Annotated in this window: 17 protein-coding genes; 10 read left to right on the top strand and 7 right to left on the bottom strand. The window is 48.9% G+C overall.

The window, feature by feature from the left end; genetic code table 11:
• Positions 1–20 precede the first annotated feature (20 nt).
• Both ABWH99_RS04075 and ABWH99_RS04070 read left to right on the top strand, forming a co-directional pair.
• Positions 21–1,190, top strand: coding sequence for an AIR synthase related protein (locus ABWH99_RS04075; RefSeq protein ID WP_375585033.1), 1,170 nt, complete (start codon positions 21–23; stop codon positions 1,188–1,190).
• Positions 1,191–1,235: 45 nt separating this feature from the next.
• Entirely contained in the window at positions 1,236–2,546 is a 1,311-nt protein-coding gene (locus ABWH99_RS04070) for a neutral/alkaline non-lysosomal ceramidase N-terminal domain-containing protein (protein WP_375585032.1), read from the top strand.
• Here the strand turns inward: ABWH99_RS04070 and ABWH99_RS04065 are convergent.
• Positions 2,495–3,175, bottom strand: coding sequence for a class I SAM-dependent methyltransferase (locus ABWH99_RS04065; protein WP_375585031.1), 681 nt, complete (start codon positions 3,173–3,175; stop codon positions 2,495–2,497). The genes ABWH99_RS04070 and ABWH99_RS04065 overlap by 52 nt on opposite strands.
• Entirely contained in the window at positions 3,172–3,993 is an 822-nt protein-coding gene (locus ABWH99_RS04060; RefSeq protein ID WP_375585030.1) for a hypothetical protein, read from the bottom strand. The genes ABWH99_RS04065 and ABWH99_RS04060 overlap by 4 nt, the downstream gene beginning before the upstream one ends.
• A gap of 119 nt (positions 3,994–4,112) precedes the next feature.
• Here ABWH99_RS04060 and ABWH99_RS04055 point away from each other — a divergent pair, with 119 nt between their 5' ends.
• The 4 genes from ABWH99_RS04055 (at position 4,113) to ABWH99_RS04040 (ending at position 8,726) form a co-directional block, all read left to right on the top strand.
• On the top strand, positions 4,113–4,745 hold the full coding sequence (locus ABWH99_RS04055; protein ID WP_375585029.1) for a GDSL-type esterase/lipase family protein: 633 nt from the start codon (positions 4,113–4,115) through the stop codon (positions 4,743–4,745).
• 88 nt (positions 4,746–4,833) lie between these two features.
• Entirely contained in the window at positions 4,834–6,723 is a 1,890-nt protein-coding gene (locus tag ABWH99_RS04050; protein WP_375585028.1) for a CBS domain-containing protein, read from the top strand.
• On the top strand, positions 6,716–7,873 hold the full coding sequence (locus ABWH99_RS04045) for a succinylglutamate desuccinylase/aspartoacylase family protein (RefSeq protein ID WP_375585027.1): 1,158 nt from the start codon (positions 6,716–6,718) through the stop codon (positions 7,871–7,873). The genes ABWH99_RS04050 and ABWH99_RS04045 overlap by 8 nt, the downstream gene beginning before the upstream one ends.
• A 79-nt stretch (positions 7,874–7,952) precedes the next feature.
• Complete coding sequence (locus tag ABWH99_RS04040; RefSeq protein WP_375585026.1) at positions 7,953–8,726, top strand: alpha/beta fold hydrolase; 774 nt, start codon at positions 7,953–7,955, stop codon at positions 8,724–8,726.
• A 1,913-nt stretch (positions 8,727–10,639) separates the two neighbouring features.
• Here the strand turns inward: ABWH99_RS04040 and ABWH99_RS04035 are convergent.
• Both ABWH99_RS04035 and ABWH99_RS04030 read right to left on the bottom strand, forming a co-directional pair.
• Complete coding sequence (locus ABWH99_RS04035) at positions 10,640–11,374, bottom strand: ZIP family metal transporter (protein WP_375585025.1); 735 nt, start codon at positions 11,372–11,374, stop codon at positions 10,640–10,642.
• Positions 11,375–11,388: 14 nt separating this feature from the next.
• Positions 11,389–12,456 carry an FAD:protein FMN transferase gene (locus ABWH99_RS04030; RefSeq protein WP_375585024.1) on the bottom strand — a complete coding sequence of 356 codons (1,068 nt, stop codon included), beginning with the start codon at positions 12,454–12,456 and terminating at the stop codon, positions 11,389–11,391.
• A 156-nt stretch (positions 12,457–12,612) separates the two neighbouring features.
• Between ABWH99_RS04030 and ruvB the strand changes: the two genes are divergently transcribed.
• From ruvB to ABWH99_RS04010, 4 genes are all read left to right on the top strand, one after another.
• The gene (gene ruvB / locus ABWH99_RS04025; RefSeq protein ID WP_375585023.1) at positions 12,613–13,650 is read left to right on the top strand and encodes a Holliday junction branch migration DNA helicase RuvB; all 1,038 of its coding nucleotides are present in this window, start codon (positions 12,613–12,615) and stop codon (positions 13,648–13,650) included.
• A gap of 23 nt (positions 13,651–13,673) precedes the next feature.
• Positions 13,674–14,612, top strand: a complete 939-nt coding sequence (gene queG / locus ABWH99_RS04020; protein WP_375585022.1) for a tRNA epoxyqueuosine(34) reductase QueG — start codon at positions 13,674–13,676, stop codon at positions 14,610–14,612.
• 293 nt (positions 14,613–14,905) lie between these two features.
• Positions 14,906–17,878: a SusC/RagA family TonB-linked outer membrane protein gene (locus ABWH99_RS04015; protein ID WP_375585021.1), complete on the top strand. Its 2,973-nt coding sequence runs from the start codon at positions 14,906–14,908 to the stop codon at positions 17,876–17,878.
• Between the two features lie 19 nt (positions 17,879–17,897).
• Complete coding sequence (locus ABWH99_RS04010; RefSeq protein WP_375586535.1) at positions 17,898–19,277, top strand: RagB/SusD family nutrient uptake outer membrane protein; 1,380 nt, start codon at positions 17,898–17,900, stop codon at positions 19,275–19,277.
• 194 nt (positions 19,278–19,471) lie between these two features.
• Here ABWH99_RS04010 and ABWH99_RS04005 read toward each other — a convergent pair whose 3' ends face one another.
• The 3 genes from ABWH99_RS04005 to gltX form a co-directional block, all read right to left on the bottom strand.
• The gene (locus ABWH99_RS04005) at positions 19,472–19,957 is read right to left on the bottom strand and encodes an outer membrane beta-barrel protein (protein ID WP_375585020.1); all 486 of its coding nucleotides are present in this window, start codon (positions 19,955–19,957) and stop codon (positions 19,472–19,474) included.
• A 175-nt stretch (positions 19,958–20,132) separates the two neighbouring features.
• Positions 20,133–20,336, bottom strand: a complete 204-nt coding sequence (locus ABWH99_RS04000; RefSeq protein WP_375585019.1) for a hypothetical protein — start codon at positions 20,334–20,336, stop codon at positions 20,133–20,135.
• Positions 20,337–20,382: 46 nt separating this feature from the next.
• A complete protein-coding gene (gene gltX, locus ABWH99_RS03995) occupies positions 20,383–21,918 on the bottom strand; it encodes a glutamate--tRNA ligase (RefSeq protein WP_375585018.1) in 1,536 nt (511 codons plus the stop codon).
• Positions 21,919–21,961 lie beyond the last annotated feature (43 nt).

The raw sequence follows: 21,961 nt of genomic DNA, 5'->3' as shown, positions 1-21,961 counted from the left end.
TTTTTTTCAAAGCCAAGGTTATGAACGAAAGGTATATGCAACGCGGGGTATCGGCCTCCAAGGAAGACGTACACGAAGCCATCTCCAAATTGGATAAGGGGCTCTACCCCAAGGCCTTTTGTAAAATTGTACCCGATATCCTCGGAAACGACCCTGCTTATTGCAACATCATGCATGCCGACGGGGCCGGTACCAAATCCTCCCTCGCTTACTTGTATTGGAAGGCCACCGGTGATCTGAGTGTCTGGAAAGGTATTGCGCAAGATGCCATCGTCATGAACATTGACGATCTTCTTTGCGTAGGTGCGGCCGATAATATTCTGGTCTCCTCTACCATTGGTCGAAATAAAAACCTGATCCCTGGCGAAGTCATATCTGCCATCATTAATGGCACCGAAGAAGTCCTTCAACTACTGCGGGAACACGGGGTGTATGCCCTGCTTACCGGGGGAGAGACCGCCGATGTGGGGGACCTCGTTCGTACCATCATCGTAGACAGCACGGTTACTTGCCGGATGAAGCGGGAAGATGTCATTTCCAACGACCGCATTGCCGCCGGCGACCTGGTAGTCGGGCTCGCCTCTTTTGGACAAGCCCGGTACGAAACCACCTACAACGGCGGGATGGGCAGCAACGGGCTTACCTCAGCCCGACACGATGTTTTTCACAAAAGCCTGGCCCAGGCCTTTCCCGAGAGCTACGATCCCCTTCTGCCAAACGAATTGGTTTACTCGGGCAGTTTTGGGCTCACGGCCCCTGCTCCCGGCACTCCGCTGGACATGGGCAAACTCGTCCTTTCGCCCACCCGTACCTATGCACCGGTCATCGCTTCCCTTTTAAAGTCCTTACGCACCGAAATCCACGGTCTGGTACATTGCAGCGGTGGGGCACAGACCAAAGTGTTGCATTTCATCGAAAACCTGCACGTCATCAAAGATAACTTGTTCGACACCCCTCCCCTTTTTACCTTCATTCAGCAGGAAAGTGGAACAGATTGGAAGGAAATGTACAAGGTGTTTAATATGGGACACCGGATGGAAGTCTATCTGGAGGAAAAAAGAGCCGAGGAGGTGATTCAACTCGCCTCGGAGTTTGGAGTGGCGGCCCGGGTGATCGGTCGCGTGACGGACTACCCGGGAAAAAAAGTCACCGTAAAGGGGCAGCACGGAGAATTTATCTACGAAGGCTAGCCCATGCCGTTGCTGCGATTTTCCCTAAACCGGTGGCTTGCGTATTTGCTTTACCTGGCAGCATTCCTACTTTTTGCAATTTCTGTAAGCCTAACCACCGTTGACTGGACTCCGTATCCGGAAAAAAGCTACTATAAAAAGACCATGGCAGCATTGGACGGGCTTCCTGTAACAGGCTCTGACCGGGGCTTTCTGCTGGGGGGCTGGGCCAGCGCCAACATGACGCCGGAAAAACCTGTCCCGCTGGTCGCCTACCGCCCCAGAGGCAACTATGAATTTGTGCAAGACAGTAGTTACATCAAAGCACTCGTGGTTGGCAACGGTGATATTACCCTCGCTTTTCTGAATTACGAATTGCTCATTGTTCACCCCAAACTAGCAGAGGCACTAACAAATGAAATCCGGGAACGTGCCATTCCTGTGGATCGGGTTTATTTCACCGCCACCCATACCCATAGCGGTATGGGCGGAACCATTCCGGGACCCGTTGGGAACCTCGCTCTGGGAGGCTGGAATCAGCCGCTCGTGGATGGCATCGCTGGCGGCACGATAAGGGCCTTGCAGGAAGCAATTTCGCGTATGGACACCGTGCGGATTCGTTATAAAAAAAGCAATGCCCGAGATTTTGTCAGCAACCGTCTGGTTGCCGGGGATCCGGTGGACCCGTTTATACGGCAATTTCATTTAACAAACACAGCCGGAAGAAGCGCAAGCCTGGTAACCTTCAGCGCGCATGCGACCTGTTTGAGTAGTCGATTCATGGGCCTTTCGGGCGATTATCCCTTTTATTTTTCGAAAGAACTCGAAGCCGACCAGGACCTGGTGCTGTTCGCTGCCGGAGCCGTTGGCAGCCATCGGCCCGCTATTCCCGGAAACAACATCGAAAATGTGCGGAAGTATGCGGCGGAACTGGGTACCATCTTGCGCCAAACTCCTTACCGAAACGGCAAGCAGGCCGAAACACTACTCATGGCTGCCCGGCTTCCGCTGTACCTGCGCGAACCCCATTACCGCATCAGCAACAACTGGCGGATCCGTCCATGGCTTTTCGAATGGGCCATTGGCGATTACCCCGCCCATTTTGACCTGGTAAAAATCGGAAACACCCTGTTTATCTCTTCCTCTGGAGAGGTATCTGGCGTATTTTATGAGGCCTGGGAAAAAAAAGCGGCCGCTCTGGGGATGAATCTGATGATCACCACCTTTAACGGAGGATACATCGGTTACATCACACCGGACAACTACTACCAGGAAAGCTACTACGAGGTACGAGACATGAATTTTTACGGTCCCTACAATGGGGCTTATTTTAACGAGGTAATTGGTAGATTAATCGATTTGGGCGCAAGTTGGTAACACATGGCCCGAAAAAACCCTCTCTGGAAAGCAATGCGATCCAGCTCTTTCCATCCCCATTTCTGAAAAAATGACTCATAATCCGGAAGATCCTTGCGGGGGTGTCGCGCAAACCACCGAAAAAGGCAAATCATCGCGACAAGCAACCACCGCCGATCGGAAATTGGAAAAAAATCGGCAAAAAGCCATCGGGTTTCCGAATGAATGCGGGTCTGCAGTTCCAAAAATATCCGGTCAATGCCTTCGTCCGGCAACACGTCCAGTAAATAGTGAGAGACGATCGCGTCCAACTTCACCGCAGGTAAATCGCCCAGCTGCGACGAGTGAACCCATTCGATCTGCGCTTGTACGGATAATTCCAGGCGCTGCCTGGCTCGCCGCAGCATGGCCTGCGAAGGCTCCAGGTAAAGAATACGACCACCAGTTCCGCATCGATTCAACAGTTGGGGAAGAATCGATCCCGTACCTCCACCCAGTACCAAGACCGTATTACCCGGTCGGATCCGATCCAAAAAAACAGTTCTACTCCGCTGAAAGTCTTTTCCAAACACCAACTGTGACAAAAAATCATAGACCGGGGCGATCAGGCAATACGGGTCCTCAGCTACTTTTTTACGCAAGCCAATCATACCAGGAGTAAAACAAGTGGAAAGGAAAAGCTGGCTTCGAGCCGCCTCCTGGCGGACGCGATGTTCTCTGGTCTTTCCACAAAGCTGATAACATGAACGAGCAGCATGAGTGCCCATATCAGTGTGTAGCGGTGGTAGTAGGAAGACAGGTCGGAAAACAAGAAAACAGCATAGCCCAGGCCCAGAAGGCTCAATACCCAGAGCAAATTGCGCGTTTTATTTTTGCCCAGAACGGTTGCGATGGAATGATGCCCCTCTGCCTGGTCCAGCTCCCCGTCCAGGAACGACAAATAGACCAAGTTGTACCAAGCGAGGAGAAAATAGGCCAGTACATACACGAGCCAGGGATGGGGTGCAAATTCAAAGTCGTGGCGCAGGAACGGAGCCAGTACCACCCCGGCTACGTAAAAGCCCGCGATTGAGAATTCTTTGGCAACGGCCGTCCTTTCGCCCCCCCAGTGCAAAGCCAGCATGATAAGAACAATCAACAAGAAGACGAGCAAACCAACTTCCAGTAATGGGGTAGCTCTCAGGTAACGAAAAGCGAGTAGCAGCCCGGCGATCCCCACGGCCCCAAGTGCTCCTACCAGTCCTCGGAAGTGTTCCTGATGAAAGCGGTGTCTTTTGGTGAGCGCATGGCGGTATATCTTGCGGGCATCCAACAGGTGATCAAAAGTGTAAATGGTCCAAACCGCCATGCCCAGCAGCAGGTAGTGGTACCAAAAAAGGGAAATGCGCATCATGTCGGTAAAAAAATACATGCCCGCGCAGGCCCCGGATACCACGTCCAGCGAGAGGATGTTGAAATTTTCGACCAATTTCCTTATTTTTTTTTTCAATAAGCCCACAAGCGTACGATTCGCTGCAAATTAACGAATTGAAAACCCGATTTCACGGAAATAGTGTGTAATTTCCCATTTGTTTGATATTCGCTGAAATGAAAAAGATTATTTGTGCGCTCTTGTTGTTTTGGAGCCAGGAAGGCAGTGCCCAGCAGCATTTGGTTAAAATCGCATGCGTTGGAAACAGCATCACGGAGGGGCCCGGTAGAAACCACCCGGATAGCTATCCCCTGCAGCTTCAAAAGCTTCTAGGTAAAAATTATGAGGTGAAAAACTTCGGCGTGAGTGCCCGAACACTTCTGAAAAAGGGAGATTTTCCCTATTGGAACGAACCCCAGTTTGAGCAGGTGCAAGCATATGCACCCGACATTTTGATTCTCCTCCTGGGGACAAATGACTCCAAGCCGCAGAATTGGGCCTACAAGGAATCCTTTCTGGAGGATTATCTGGAGATGATTTCGGTGATTAAAAGCCGCATGCCCCAGCAGGGGAAAATATTCCTTTGCCTTCCGGTGCCGGTGTTTGAAGACAACTGGGGCATAACAGAAAAAGTGATCGTGGAGGAAATGACCCCGCTGATTCGGGAAGCAGCCAAAAGAACCGGAGCGGGACTGATTGACCTCCATCTTCCCTTGAAGCCCTACGGCAAGCATTTTCCGGACGGCGTGCACCCCAACAAGCACGGCGCAACTATCATGGCCCAACGCCTGGCAGACGCGATCCGGTAGTCCCTCCCTAGTCCTATATGGAAAAAGCCGCTGCTTTCTTCGCTCCGGGTTTCCAATTTTGTTTTTCCCTTTGTAAATTGTTTGGAACATGGGAGAACACCGCGTAAATAAGGCAATCAAATTACCCGAGAGGAAGCGATTTCTCAAAAACCTGATCCGGGATATAGAGGCGTTGGACCAAATGATCCTGGAAGGACTCATCGAAAAAGACGTACAACGTATCGGTGCCGAGCAGGAATTTGCGCTAATCGACGCGCACAATAAACCCTCGAAGAATGGTCCCCTGATTTTGGGCAAGCTGGACGATTCCCATTTTACTTCCGAGCTGGCCATGTACAACCTGGAGCTAAACCTGGATCCCTTTGAATTAAAAGGGGGAGCTTTTCCCCTGATGGAAAAGCAGCTCAGAAAATACCTGCGTAAAGCCGAGCAGGTGGCTGCCACTTTTGGAGACGAAGTCGTGCTGACAGGTATATTACCTTCCATCGATTTGCGTTCGGGACAAATGGACTACATGACCCCAAATCCCCGTTACCAGGCGCTAGACGAGATCATCAAACAGCTGAGGGGGCAGGATTTCGAACTGAATATTTCCGGGGTGGACGAATTGATTTTGGCGCATACCAATATTCTGTTTGAGGCCTGTAATACAAGCTTTCAGTGCCACCTTCAGGTCACTGCGGAAGAGTTTGTCGACCAATACAATTGGGCGCAGCTGATTTCAGGCCCCGTTCTCGCGGTCTGTACCAACTCTCCCTTGCTATTTGGCCGGGAGTTGTGGTCGGAAACCCGAATTCCGCTTTTTCAGCAAAGCATCGATATTCGCAGCAAAGGCTACCACCTAAAAGAAAAAGAACAGCGGGTGTCCTTTGGCAACCATTGGGTCCGGGATACCACCGAGATTTACAAGGAGAATATCGCTCGATTTCCCTTAATCCTTACCCACAAGTCCACCGCTGACTCCCTTCAGGAATTGCAAAAAGGGGAAATTCCCCATCTGCAAGCCTTAAAACTGCATAACGGTACCATTTGGCGCTGGAATAGACCTTGTTTCGGGACGGGCAACGGGATTCCCCACCTGAGAATCGAAAACCGATACCTGCCTTCCGGACCCACCATTATCGATGAAATGGCGAATTTTGTCCTTTGGGTAGGCTTGATGAAAGCCATGCCCGAGTCGTACCGAAAATCCTGGCACCGCCGATCCTTTGAGGATACAAAAGGGAATTTTTACCGGGCGGCGACCTCTGGTATCTTTAGTAACATGGCCTGGGAAAACCGAATGGTTCCGGTGCAAAAACTGCTATTGGACGAACTACTCCCCCTCGCGGAAAAAGGCTTGTTGTCAGTGGGTATTTCCCGGGAGGAAGCCAACGGCTACCTGGAAATCATACGTAAACGGGTTAAAACCGGCCAAACGGGCAGTAGTTGGATGATTAAAAGCTACCGGACCATAAAAAAGCACATGAGCAGAGACGAAGCCATGGTAACCTTGACCCAGGCGATACAAACACGAAGAAAATCCGAACTGCCCATCAGCGAATGGAAAGCTGCCAGCCCTTCGGAGCTCAAATCCATACCGATCCAATACGATTGGATTGGTAACATCATGACTACGGACTTGATAACCGTGCAGGAAGACGACCTTGTCGCTTTGGTGAAGAAAATCATGCTTTGGAAAAACATTCGCCACGTACCGGTAGAAAACAAAGCCGGAAAACTAACCGGATTGATTACCCGATCCACTATTGAAAAACTCGGGGGCACCGGCGAGGAGCTTGAAATCGCTAAAAACATTATGGTATCTGAACTGGTCACGGTGGGACCACACACGGACATCAAGTATGCGATGTTGCTCATGGTCAATAAGAAAATCAGTTGCCTGCCCGTGGTAGACGGGGACCAGTTGATCGGCCTGGTAACGGATACAGATGCACAAGAAGTCTGGGACAAGCTATACGCGAAAAACAATGTTTGAGTCCCTTCTCGACACAGGAAATCCACGGGTCCTGTTTGCGCACCATCGGGACACCCGGTCTCCAACCCTGGTGATCGTGGCAGGTATCCACGGCAACGAACCGGCTTCCGTAATTGCCATGGAGTCCCTTTTTGGCAGCCAGGCCGACAGCAACTTTTCTTTTGACGGAAACGTATTGGTCCTCAAGGGAAACGAACAGGCACTCAGGCAAAATCTGAGGTACATCGCAAAGGACCTGAACCGGATCTGGACGACAGAAAACCTGCGCCGGATACGCAGGAAAGATGTGGGGCAAAATGGCTTTGCCTACCCGGAATTGGAGGAATTGGCTGCGTTGGATCAGCTAATCACCGCGATCCTTGCCCGGTACGGACAGGGACGCCTGCTGTTTGCAGATCTTCACACCACTTCCTCGGAGAGTTGCGCATTCCTTCCCTTTAACGATACGCTCGTCAATCGGGCCGTAGCAAAACAATTCCCAGTGCCGCTGATTCTGGGCATAGAGGAATACCTGGAGGGACCCTTGATGAGCCATATCAACGATCTGGGCTTCCCTGCTCTGGGTTTTGAGGCCGGCAGACACGAGGATCCGGGAAGTATCCGAAGGCATCAGGCATTTGTCAAACTTTGCATGAATTATCTGGGTATTATCCACCTGTCTGCAGTCGATATCGCAAGAGAAGAAGGTTTTCTGAAAAGCAAACAGGACGTCCGACCGGGCTTCTACGAAATCCTTTGCCGCTATCCCCTTGGACCCGAACAGCGGTTCGAAATGAAACCCGGATTTTTCAATTTCAATCCCATTCGGAAAGGGCACCTGCTGGCAAGCAACGATGGGAAGCCTGTCATAAGCCCCTATAAGGGCATGATTTTCCTTCCTCTTTATCAGAAAATGGGTCAAGAGGGTTTTTTTATCGTACGACCAGTTTCCCGGTTTTGGCTCTGGCTTTCGCAAGTCCTTAGGAAAACGCGTTTACCAGATATCCTCCCCTTGCTTCCCGGGATTTCCAAAAAAGAACCCCAGGCAAACCGGTACGCCGTGAATCCAAAAATCGCTCGGTTTCTAAATAAAGAAATCTTTCACCTACTGGGCTTTCAAATCGTATTGAAAGATCCGGCAACCCACTGGGAATTGGTAAAAAGGAAATGAGTTTGTTACCGGTAAGCAAATTTTTCGTATTTTTCAACGGTGGTAAACCTTACCGCCCACTTTACGGTTTACCTGTTTGATGCTTCATTACACAACATACATTCGAAATGCCGAAACCCCCTGGGTTACTTTTGTACACGGAGCAGGAGGAAGCAGTGCCATTTGGTTTCGCCAAATTCGGGATTTCAAAAAATCCTTCAACGTGTTATTGGTGGATTTACGTGGTCATGGAAAATCCAAAAACCAGGTTTACGAAAAAATAAAGCAGTATTCGTTCGACATTATCGGTGATGAGGTAATCGAAGTGCTGGACCATTTGAACATCCGCCGATCTCATTTTGTCGGGATTTCTCTGGGCACCATCATTATCCGGGAGATTACCGAACGGCATCCGGAGCGGGTTAGCAGCATGATTCTTGCGGGCGCAATCATGAAGCTAAACATTCGCGGTCAATTGCTGATGCGGCTGGGCATTTTATTAAAGTCGGTCATCCCCTACCTTTTGCTCTACAAGCTGTTTGCATTCATTATCATGCCCCGGAAAAACCACAAGGCATCGAGGTACCTCTTCGTACAGGAAGCAAAAAAACTGTACCAAAAAGAATTTATTCGCTGGTTTTCGCTGGCTGCAAAAGTGAATCCGCTGTTGGCCTTTTTTCGGATCAGGGAAACCCCCATTCCGACCCTGTACGTGATGGGAGAAGAAGATTACATGTTTTTACCCTCCATCACCAAACTGGTTGAAAATCACCGATCTGCCAAATTGGTAGTGGTTCCCTCCTGTGGGCACGTGGTGAACGTAGAAAAGCCAGAAGATTTTAATCGGATTGCACTGGAATTTCTGGCGAGGTGATGTTTATACGAATCGTACAGGGATTTTAAAAACCCGGAGGTCCCTGTTTCGCTAGCCCACCAAAAACAACGCGGAATTACTTTTTTCCCTGTACGGTGAGCCTATCGCTACACCTGCCAGGCTGACTCAATAAATGTTGCTACTAATTGGAATCAATCAAGTTTGCTTCTCCTGAGAAACGAATTCGCGGTCAGGTCAGGAAACCAAATCACCAATTACTACTTGCGACTCGTCTTCCGAAAAAATCAGGGTCAAAAAAATAGTAAAAAGCCACGCCTGTATCCGACTCTCGGACCGGTACCCTTCCGTCTGGGTAGCAGAACGGGTGATCCGGAAAGGTGAAAGAAAATTTCCTTTTTTCAAGATTTCTTGGACAATTTTAATGCATTTGACTGATATACAACCCCTTGCGATTGGTGAACAGGCTTTTCTTTTACATAAAAGGCATATTTAAGTGTTTCAAAATTTTAGACAGCTAATTTAATGTATTTCAAAATAAATAAAATATTTTGTACATTTTTTCAGTAATTTATATTAAAAAATATTGGGATTCGTACGATTTCCATGCTAAGTTTCGGATGCTAAAGAAATGAAAAAGGATCGGAGAATTCAAAGAGGATAAAAAATATTGTTAGTTGGTTATTTTTTAATGTAGGGTTTGCCCGGGGTCTTATGGAAACATAAGGCTCCGGCATTTTTTTTTGAAAGCCCTCAAACCGGATAAGGGGCACTACTTTACCCCCGACTTCTCCAAGACAATGCACCAATTAAGAACCATTCACCTGCTGTTGCCTGCCAACCAACCCCTTAAATCATTCAGCGTCAAGCCCTTTTCCAAGCTGAATCAGAAAAAACTCGCAGCGGCATGCATGGCTAGAAATTAACTTTTTACATGATTAAATAAAATTTATTTGAGTTTTTCCGTTAAAAAAAATCGATGATCGGTCACGAACGCATTTTTTCTCTGGACAAAAGACATTAATATCCCTATTACTATTTTCCGTACCCTATTTTCTGCATTTCAAAATATTTAAAACATTTTGTAAATATTTTCAGTCATTTATTTCTTTATTTGTTCGGATTTGTTCTTTTCGTATAGTAAGTTTCGGAAGTTAAAGAGATGGGATACGGATTGGAGAGAACGAGGGAGTTGGACATCCGTGAAGGCAGTTGGTTATTTTTTTAATGTAGGGTTTGTCCGGGGTCTTATGGAAGCATAAGGCTCCGGCATTTTTTTTTGATTGGCGACCCGGGCTAATGCAATCAACGGCCTGATTCGGTAGCTATCAGCTGCAGGCGCCTATTGCGATCGGGCGTGGTAAACATAAAAGATACCAGTATACCTTACGGCTCCTTTAGGATCGCTTCTATGTTTTTTCGCCAACCAAAGCGGCACCACAGAATAGTTGTTGGAAGGGTTTACCCGTACCAAAATAGACATCGCCAATTCCATGCCGGTGAACCGCGCATCCCGTGCCTGTGGGTGTCCAACGGAAAAGAGCTCGTGGAAAGTGAGGCGGGTGGCAGCTGAGGGCTATACCTCCGGTTAGGGCAGCCACCGTTTTTCATCAAAACAGCGGATTAGCAATCGGCCCTTTTGGGGACCATCAGGCTCCTCACCGCTACAATTGACACCGGCCTCACGGCCCTCCCGAAAGCGAAGTACCGGGCTTTTCCCGACCGTACCCTTCGCGCATTGCATCGATTTTCCCCTACACCGGCCGGAAGAGCAAACCTGCTTCGAGGTACCCGTAGTTGCCGAGCCACCTGTCCGAGCCCTACAAGAGGCGTAGTAATTTAACCGTGGCCTACGGCACGAATGGACGGGCAGGAACGGTGCTTTTGGCAGGACCTTTGATGACAGTGACAGAGGTGCCGAGGATCCGGCTCTTTCGCGCTCGAGAATAGCACGTTTACAGGATAAACTCAGTGAGGATGGCCAGTCCTGAGGCGAATAAAATGATCAAAAGTTTGTGGAGTTGAAATCGGTGCTGGGGCGAGCTTTCAAAAAAGATAATGGTGGAGATGTGCAGAAATCCTCCTGCCACCAAGCCAAATAAGATATTAAGGGTACCCCTGCCGATGAGTTGTTGGTCAAAAAGCAAATCGGTAGACACCATTCCCAAAGGGGATGCTAAGGAGAAAAGGGCCAATAACACTAGAATACCTGCTCGTTTCATCCGAGTCATCAATACTGCCACCAGTGCAAATGCTTCCGGCATCTTGTGCAGAATAATCCCAATCAATAGTGTTTCGCTGCCGTGCTCGTGCCCTGCCAGCATGGGTTGTTTGGAAAGAAGGGTGCCTTCAAGGAAAGCATGTAGAAATAGTCCGATCATCAAGGTCCAGACACTATTGCCCCGCCCCTGTAGGCCGTGATCGTGGATATGACCGTGCTCTATTCCGGACGACATTACATCCAAAACCTGCTGCAATAAAAACCCCAACAGTATGTACAAACCCATGAAGTAGGCAGTACCTTGGTCTGCAAAAAGCTCTGGCAAGATATGTAAAATAGTGATGGCAAAAAGGTAGGCTCCTGCGAAAATCAGTCCCAATTTAAAGCTTTTTTCTTTCCATTCAGGAACCAAAAGGGCCAACAACCCGGCGCCAAATGCGGCCAAAAAAAGTAACAGAAAATGCAGCATAGTTGTATTTTGGGTTAGTTGGCTTTCTTTTCATCCACTGTGGTAAGCAGGGGAGCCAGGCCTTCACTGACGTGATATCGCATCTGTCCCTGTTCGTCGTTAAAGATAAGAAAGATCTCCAAGTCTTTTCTAGCTGTTTGTATCTCGATGGCCTTTTCCAGACCCAACACCATAAAAGCGGTCGCAAATGCATCGGCAGTCATACAGTCCCTGGCTACCACTGTGGCACTTAATAATCGGTGTTCTACCGGATAGCCCGTAAAGGGACTGATGGTGTGCGAATACTTTACGGAATCCTTCACGTAATAATTTCGGTAGTTCCCTGAGGTGGCCATGCCCTTGTTGTCCAGGGCGATGATGGAATACAGATCATTGGCCAGCCCTTCTTCGCTTGGCCGGCTGACACCTACTTTCCAAAGTTCGCCTCGTTCGTTTCGCCCGCGAGCGACCAGTTCTCCTCCGATTTCCACCAAAAAATGCTGAACCCCCCGTTGCTCCAGATACGCTCCCACCAAATCCACACCGTATCCTTTAGCGATCGCACTCAAATCAAGATAGCTGGCTGAATTGGTTTTCTTTAAAACGGATTCGTCAAAAAACAATTGATCAAAACCAACCTGCTCCAAGAGTTGCCGAATGGCCACGCTATCTTTCAGGGAGGCTCCTTCCGGACCAAATCCCCATGCATTTACCAGCGGACCTACGGTCGGATCAAATGCACCAGCGGTGGCTTGATACACCTCGTTGCTTGCCTTCAGTACCGGATACAGATAGGGCGATTCGAACACAATCGAATCGGTTTGATTGAATCTACTGATCTCAGAATCCGGAATATAGGTAGAAAGGGACTGATTGATCTCCCGAAGCAAGGAATCGATTTCTTCCTGAAAGTCTCTTTTTCCGGGATCCAGGTAGACGATGCGGTAGCTGGTACCCATAGTCGGGCCGGTAAGGACAATTTTTGGGTCATCCGGCACATCGGTAACCGGAGCGTTTCTATTTTGCCGGTACAAATACACCATAAACACCACCAACAACAACAAAATGCTGTAAATGATATTTTTTTTGGCTGATTTTCGCATAAAACGATGCCTGCTTTATTTTTCCGAAAGTTAATTCTTATTTTCCAATTGCGCCTACTATTTACCCAATATCCCCCGCTGCTACCGGAGGTATCCGTTTCTGAGAGCAGAAAACCGCACCATTTTATTTATATTTGTACCTATTAGTAAGCGACTATGAGAGAAGACTATCTGCGTGGCGACCAAAACAGCCTCAGTCCGGGTGACAAAGAAATCGAAAAAGCCTTGCGGCCCTTGAGTTTCCAAGATTTTACCGGTCAGCACAAAACGGTGGAAAATATCAAAATCTTTGTTTTAGCCGCAAAGAAAAGGGGAGAGTCCCTGGACCACGTCTTGCTTCATGGTCCTCCCGGTTTAGGGAAAACCACCCTGAGCCATATCATAGCGAACGAATTGGAATCCAGTCTCAAGATTACCTCCGGACCCGTGCTGGATAAACCCTCGGACCTGGCCGGCTTGTTGACCAATCTTGAAGAGGGAGATGTTCTTTTTATCGATGAAATTCATCGCCTCAACCCCATCGTGGAAGAATACCTCTATTCTGCCATGGAAGATTTTCGGATAGACATCATGCTGGATTCGGGACCCAACGCCCGTTCCGTTCAGATCAGCCTGAATCCCTTTACCCTGGTGGGTGCCACCACCCGGTCCGGGTTGCTCACCTCCCCATTGAGAGCGCGCTTCGGGATCAACGCCCGCCTGGAATACTACGACGCGGCGCTACTCTGCACCATTGTCCAACGGTCCGCTTCCATCTTGGGCACCCCACTTGATGAGGAGGCGGCCTTCGAAATCGCACGAAGGAGCCGGGGCACACCGCGGATTGCCAATATGCTGTTGCGCAGGACGCGGGATTTTGCAGAAATAAAGGGCAATGGACGAATCAGTATGGAGATCGCAAAAATTGCACTCAACGCGCTGGATGTAGATGAAAACGGACTCGACGAAATGGACAACCGCATCCTGACTACCATCATCAAGAAATTTAGCGGTGGTCCGGTAGGCCTCTCCACCATTGCCACCGCCTGCGGAGAAGAAGCAGAGACCATCGAAGAGGTCTACGAGCCGTTTCTGATTCAGGAAGGCTACCTCAAACGAACCAGCAGGGGAAGAACCGCGACCGAACTGGCCTACAAGCACCTGAAAATAAAACCAGATTTTGGTGGACAATCCGGCAGCCTATTTGATGTATAGCCTCCTCTTGAGGTTTTGACGCCATGCAAAAAAACAAGGAAAAAAACAGCCAACTCATCAAAGACGCAGCCCGGAAATTGGGCTTTGACTTTTGCGGCATCGCAAAGGCGGAGTTTCTGGAAGAAGAAGCACCAAAGCTGGAATCCTGGCTAAACAAGAATTACCATGGAAAAATGGCCTACATGGCCAACCATTTTGATAAAAGGCTGGACCCCCGAAAACTTGTGGAGGATGCCCAGTCGGTGATCAGCCTGATTTACAATTATTACCCCCCGGATCGACTCCCGGAGGAGAGCACAGACATAAAAATCGCCAAATACGCTTATGGAAACGATTACCATTTTGTGATCAAAGACAAATTGAAAGACCTTCTTTCCCTACTACGCGAAGAAATTGGCGAAATCAACGGCCGGGTTTTTGTCGACAGCGCACCGGTGATGGAACGGCAATGGGCTCAAAAAGCGGGTCTGGGCTGGACGGGTAAAAACAGCTTGTTATTGAATCGAGACATGGGGAGTTTCTTTTTTTTGGCAGAATTGATCATTGATTTGCCCCTACACTACGATGCTCCCATTACCAAAGATTATTGCGGCACCTGTACGCGATGCATCGATGCCTGCCCTACGGACGCCATTCTTCAACCGAACCTGCTGGATGCCTCAAAATGCATCTCCTACCTGACGATCGAATTAAAAGACGAAATCCCATCCGAATTCAAGGGGAAGATGGAAAACTGGGCCTTTGGATGCGATATCTGCCAGGATGTATGTCCCTGGAATCGTTTTTCCAAACCCCATCGGGAACCGGCATTTTTACCCCATACAGCGCTGAAATCCATGGACTGGGAGGAAATGACCAAGGAAACCTTCCATCGTGTGTTTAAAAAATCAGCGTTGAAACGAAGCAAATGGGAGGGCCTGATGCAAACAATCAAATTTTTACGCAACGGAAAATCAGGGTAACGAGCTTTTTTTTTGAAAAACTAAAACTATTCCACTGCTCTGACTGTTCTTGATATTTTCAAGGGAAAATACCTCCCGGTGCACCGCTAACTCGTTAGCTATCTGTCAGTAAAACAATTTGTACATCTTTTGACTTTACTAATTCAAAAGACAATACGGAACAGCATATCAATAAATACAATTATATTAAATATTTTTGCGGAAAACCCGTGTAAAGTCAAACCATTGAAACTATAACAACAAAAAAATTGTATTTACCTAATTCTAATTAACCTTAATCTAAATTTTATTCCATGCGTAACATTTACCGATTATCATTGGTCATGTTTCTGTCTGTACTCAGTATGGGCTGGGTACATGCACAGTACAGCGTATCGGGCGTAGTCACCGATGAGCGGACCGGAGACCCTATGATTGGGGCCAGTATCCTGGTCCGGAATACGACAAAAGGCACTGTCACCGATCTGGACGGCAGATTTAATCTAAACTTTGACTCCAATTCTCCAGCGACACTGGTCATATCCTCGCTTGGGTACCTCAGTCAAACCATTGATGTCAGCCCGGGGTCAAACACCTCACTGGCGGTATCGCTAAAAGAAGATGCAACCAACTTGGAAGAAGTGGTCGTAACGGGTCTTGCTTCCACGGTCAAGCGTTCCAACCTGGCAAATGCGGTATCTTCCGTCTCTTCCCGTGAACTCACCGGAACAACAACGATTCAAACCACCGATGGCGCATTGTACGGCAAAATAGCCGGTGCCAACATCCGGTCCAATGGCGGTGCTCCGGGAGGAGGACTTTCCATCCAGTTGCGAGGCATTTCCAGCCTGATCGGCGCTTCACAGCCATTGATCATTCTCGATGGCGTGTACATCAACAACTCCTTTCAGCGTACCGGACGTGCAACCGTCACCGGTGCGGGCGCTTCCAGCCAGGACGACGGCGCCAACCGCCTCGCGGACCTGAATCCCGCGGACATCGAATCCATCGAGGTCTTGAAAGGACCTTCGGCGGCCGCCATTTACGGAACCCGGGCAAACGCCGGTGTCATCATCATCACGACCAAAAGGGGTTCGGAGGGAAGGACCAAAGTATCCCTGGCTCAGGACATTGGCTTTGCCCAACCCTTGCGCCTGCTGGGCGTAGACGAATGGAGTGAAGAGAAAATCAACGTCTTTTTCCCTGAGAACCGACGACCGATCGAACTGCAACGATTCCGGGAGTCTACCGGAACCATTGACTACGAAGACTACTTCTATAACAATACCGCCCTGCTGAGCAATACCCGCCTTACGGTATCCGGCGGCGACGAGAAGACCAAGTTTTTCGTGTCGGGAAACATCAATTCAGAGGATGGTACCGTAAAAAATACCGGATTTGACCGCTTTTCCTTGCGTGCGAACCTGGACCACAAGATCACGGATAACATCAAATTGGGGGTGTCCTCCAACTACATCAAATCGAATACGCAACGGGGTTTTACCGGAAACCAGAACAATACGGGAGCAAGTATTGGATACAGCATCGCCTACGTACCCAACTATTTTGACCTGCGGCCCGATGAAAACGGAAACTATCCGGTCAACCCGTACTTCAGTGAAAATCCGGTCGCGGTGACCGACAATGCCATCAACGATTCCGATGTACAGCGATTTGTACAAGCTTTCAACCTCGATGTGGATATTCTTAAGACCAGCAACAGTTTCCTGCGGGCCAATGTCGCCGGTGGTTTTGATTTCTATCAAAACTCCACCCTGGTGTACCTGCCCGAATTTTTGCAGTTTCAGCGAGGACAGGCAAATCCGGGAGATGCCTTTTGGGGAAAGCAGGAGAGTTTCAATACCAATTTTCAGGCGGCCTTGGTTTATAACTTCAACTGGGGCAAAGTCAACATGAATTCCCAAGCCGGTATGGTTCGGTTGGATTTCAACAACAGCTCCTTGTTTAACCGCGGGCGGGGCCTGGTACCGGGCCAAACCAATCTTCGACAGGCGTCGATCCAAGAGATCGTGGATCAATTCAACAGCGAAGTACAGGAAGCCGGTGTGTTTGTGCAGCAAGAGGCAAATTTCGAAGACAAAATCATCGGTACGGTGGGCGTCCGTTGGGATAAATCCACACTGAACGGAGACCCCAACCAATACTACGCTTTCCCCAGAGCTTCACTTGCATTTAATGTGGCCAATTTTGATTTCTGGAATTCCTCGGTAGTGACCCAGTTGAAACCCAGGATCGCCTACGGGGAAACAGCTGGTCCGGTTGCATTTGGAAACACGTTCACCCGTCTTGAAGGGGCCAATATTGGAGGCTTGCTGGGGTCGGTCGTAGGTACGCAAATCGGAAATACGGAAATACGGCCGGAAACAGCTACTGAGTTGGAATTTGGAGTAGATCTTGGCTTGCTTAACAACCGATTTTCACTGGAGGCTACCTACTACATCAAAAACACGCAAAACAACATTCAGAATCTAAACCTGGCGCCATCTACGGGGGTAAACACCACCCCAAGCAACGAAGCAGAATTACAAAACAAAGGCCTGGAATTGAGTTTATCAGGTACGGTAATTGATCAGTCCAATTTCAATTGGTTTTCCCGAATCATGTACTGGCAAAACCGGGTAAACATGACTCGCCTGGGTATTCCACAGTACCTCCTGGGTGGTTTTGGTCCCGCATTGGGCACGTTTTATTATGCCGAAGGATTTGCGCCAACCACCATCGTCGGTACGCCGGCCAATCCAGAGCATCCGAGCGGATTTACGGTATGGGGAAATGCCCAGCCTAAATTCAATGCCTCCACATACAATGTATTGCGCATTTATAATAACCTGGAATTGTCGTTTCTGGTGGAATGGCGCCAAGGGGGAGAAAACATTAACCTCACCTCATTCCTATCCGACGCAGGCGGAACCACCAATGGATGGTTTGGCGATGACAATGGGGATGGAACACCGAACGGAAGGCAACGACCGCCTGAGCCTTACAACAATGCCGGGCGATGGGTACAGGATGCTTCGTTTGTGAAAGTGAGGGAAATAGGCTTGTATTACACCCTTCCTAAAGCTACCGTGACCAATGCCTTTGGCAACGCACTGGAAGGAGTTCGGTTTGGAATGTCTGTGAACAATGCGTTCTTATTTACCGATTACCAAGGATACGATCCCGAAACCTCCACCTTTGGCGCGCAATCGGTGGCCAATAACGTGGATATCGCTCCCTATCCCACACCACGAAGGATTTTCTTTCACGTAAATCTTGATTTTTAATCCTAAACTAATGAAAACGATGCATATCATTCAAAAATACATTGGATTGAGTGTTGTGGCCGGATTGCTCTTGTTCAGCTGCAACCCTTTGGAACTGGATCAAATCAACGATCCCAACAACCCTTCGGTCGGAAGTGTAAGTGAAAACGCCAGCCGATCTCAGATACAGTTTTTGGTGACCGGATTGGAATCCCGACACCGGGGCTATGTGACAAACGTTTCCCAGGCATGGAATACCTTTGGCCGAGAAATTTGGTACTTAAACGGATCGGATCCTCGTTTCCAAACCGATTGGCTCGGTCAGGCCGGTCGGGTACCCGACAGGATTTATTTCGGCTTTGGAACTACCGGCGGTGGATCCTGGGCAAACCCCTATCAGGCAATTCGGCAGGCATCGACACTGATTTCTGCCGCTGAAAACACTACCGTACTCAGTACTCAGGAACAGGCCGCTATCATTGGATTCGCCCGCATGATTCAGGGTTATCAATTCATGATTCCCGCGAACTTTGTGTATGACAACGGGATTCGCATCGATGTAGAAGACCCCTTGAATCCAGGACCGTACGTTTCCTACGAAGACGCCATTCGGCATGCACAATCCCTGCTGCTGGAAGCAGACCAGTTGTTGGAATCCGCCGGATCCGGCGATTTTCCGTTCACCCTGACGTCGGGGTTTGCCGGATTCAATTCGCTGCAGCGCCTGCGGGAGATAAACAACGCCATTCTTGCCAGAACGGATATCTACCTGGAAGATTGGCAGGGTGTATTGGATGCGTTGGAAAACTCCTTCATGGATCTGGAGGGAGATTTGCAGGAAGGACCCGCACACCCCTATACCGGTGCACCCGATTTGTTTAACCCGCTGTTTTACGTCCGGGATGCCGCTATCAATACCATTATCGTGGTCCATCCGTCTGTTTTGGCAGACGCTACACCGGGCGACGCCCGCGTAGCAGCCAAGTTCTTTGAACGACAAGAACCTGTCATCGTGACCACGGATGCCACACCACTGGTAGGTACCCACCAGGACAACCGTTGGCCGACCAATACCACTCCCATTCCATTTATACGGAACGAAGAGTTGATTTTGCTGAAAGCCGAAGCCCACGCACAATTGGGTCAAACGGACCTTGCCGTGGAAGCGATTAACGTTATCAGAAATGCCGCCGAAATTGGCGACTACAACGGTGCCACCGATCAGGCAAGTCTGATCGATGAAATTCTCTACCAACGACGCTACTCACTTTGGGCAGAGCCCTGGGGTCACCGGTGGATTGATGCACGCCGGTACGAGCGAATGGATGAAATCAATACTTCCTTTGATCAGGGTACCGTATTTCGGCAGTTCCCGCATCCGCAGTCCGAAGTAAACTGGGACATTTACGCGGAAGACTAATCGATCCCATCTTTCATTAAGAAAGCCATTCCCTGCTTAGGGAATGGCTTTTTTTCTGCTTGCTTTTTCGGCAATGTACCGCCGACACGAACACCGCCGACGGTGAAAGCAGCGCAAGCATACGATTTTTTTTGCCTTGCTACCTTGTATAAATGTTTCGTTGAAAAACGTTTTTCAGACCAACACGCAGCCGCTTATTCCAGTACCCGAAAAAGGTAAGCCAAGGAAAATTCCAATTGCGTGAAATTGATATCAAAAATACGCTCCTGTGATTCAGGCCGACCAAATTCATAGGAATAACGTACTTCCCCCTGGAGCGTATGCTTACCAAACAATTTTGAGAGCCCCACGCCGGCTGTCAATCCGTACATGACTTTCCGGGGCCGGTCATCCGGCTGACCGTATGTGGGAATTACCAACTCTCCCTCCATCACCCGACTAACGTCCCTGGCATCCAGCAGGTAGCCGATATGGGGTCCGAGCTTGATATGAAACCTCCCGGAATTCCCCAGGTAAAAATTAGAAAGAATCGGTATTTTCAGGTAATCAAATCGGGTTTCGTTTCCAATATTGATGGTATCGGTGGCGGCATAGCCGGTCGTAAGCAGCTGAAATTCTACCTGGGCGCCGGCATTTTTTTCAAAAAACTGCTCAATGACGAACGAATACGTCGGCGCCATGACCCCGGTAACGGTTCGGGGGAAACTACCCAAGGTAACCCGGTAGGTAGCACTAGATTCGGTATACCCAGCCCGGAAACCCACACTGGTCTGGGCCAGAAGATTGCCGGAGAGTAAAAAAGAGGAACAGTACCGGCCAGAGGATTTTCATAGGAAATAAGTTGAAATTCCTTGGTTACTGATCGCCTTTACTGGTATCCTTTTTGGAATCTTCCCGGTCTCTCAGTTTCTTATCGTCCACATTTTTATTGAGGAAATCATTGATTTTATCGATCGAAAATGAACTGGAAATCTCGCCAAACGAATTGATATTCATGGTGAAGCCTTCCAGCTCTTCATTCACCTTTGGTGTCTCCTTCTTTTTGCTTTTTTTAGCCATGGCTGTTTATCGTTTACTCCGATATCGTTTTCGGACACGGTCAAGATCAGGCCGTCCCTATTTTATTCAACGCAAATTCTATTCTTTTGATCAATTCTTCGCTGCCTAATATCTCAAAAATCTCCATTAAGTCAGGTCCCGCTCCCACTCCGGTGACTGCCAGGCGTACCGCTTGCATCACTTTCCCTAACTTGATACCTTCGGATGCAGCAGTGGCTTCAAGCAGCGCTTTGGCTGAGGCTGCCGTAAGTGGTGCTTCCGCGGCACGCAGGTTTTTGCTGTAGGCCGTCAGCAGGGAGATAGCTTCCTGATTCCACTTTTTTGCGACCACCTGGGCATCGAAATCTTCTGGCGCAAGCAGCATAAACCGACCTTCGCTCCACAAATCCTTGGGAAACGTAGCCCTTTCCTTCATTACGGAGGCAATCCTTTCTGCTTTCTCCGCAGGCACGGACAAATTTTCCTTTTTCAAGTCTTCCAATAAATAGGCTGCAAGCTCCTTATCGGATTTCTTTCGCAAGTATTGCTCGTTATACCACTTGGCTTTATTAATATCAAACTTGGTGCCTGACTTGCCGATCCGATCGATGGAAAAGGCTTCTATCAACTCTTCCGTAGAAAACAGTTCTCGCTGGTCACCTGGATTCCATCCCAAAAAAGCCAAAAAGTTCAAAAATGCATCCGGCAGGTAGCCGGCTTCCTTGAAACCTGCCACCCACTCCCCGGAATTGGGATCTTTCCAGCTGAGCGGAAAGATGGGGAACCCGTGTTTTTCGGCATCTCTTTTGGAAAGTTTGCCATTGCCGTCCGGTTTCAACAATAGGGGTAAATGGGCAAATTCGGGCATGCTGTCTTCCCAGCCAAGGTACCTGTATAACAATACGTGTAAAGGCGCCGATGGCAGCCATTCCTCTCCCCGGATCACGTGTGTGATACCCATTAAATGATCGTCTACAATATTGGCCAGGTGATAGGTAGGCATTCCGTCGGATTTCATGAGCACCTTATCATCCAAAGAATTAGAATGAACCATGACCCAACCCCGAACCATGTCGTTTAATCGCACTTCCTCTTTTCGCGGTATTTTGATACGGATGACATAGGGCGCACCGGAGGCCAACCGGGCTTTTACCTCGTCGGCCGGCAGCGTAAGTGAATTTTTCATTTGCGTCCGGGTGATCGAATTGTACTGGGGCGAAACCACACGTGCAGCCGTCAGTCGCTGCCGCATCTCTTCCAACTCCTCGGAGGTGTCAAATGCGTAATAGGCATGTCCCTTTTCAAGCAAGTACTCGGCATACTCCCGGTACATGGATTTGCGTTCCGATTGCCGGTAGGGTCCACAATCCCCCGGATTCCAGGGACTCTCATCTGGATTGATCCCTATCCAGTCCAGAGAATTCTTTATATAATCCTCGGCCCCCGGAACGTATCGGTTTTGATCGGTATCTTCAATCCGTAGCAAGAACTTTCCACCCTGCTTGCGGGCAAAAAGATAATTGTACAAAGCGGTTCTTACGCCTCCTATATGCAATGCTCCGGTGGGAGATGGAGCAAATCTTACGCGTACTTCTTTACTCATAAACAACCGTTGATTTCTTTTAAGAGGGCAAAGATAGGCAAAT

It is taken from the genome of Cyclobacterium xiamenense (assembly GCF_042140265.1).
GTDB classification, from domain to species: domain Bacteria; phylum Bacteroidota; class Bacteroidia; order Cytophagales; family Cyclobacteriaceae; genus Cyclobacterium; species Cyclobacterium xiamenense_A.
This window is presented reverse-complemented; position numbering and strand designations above follow the sequence as displayed.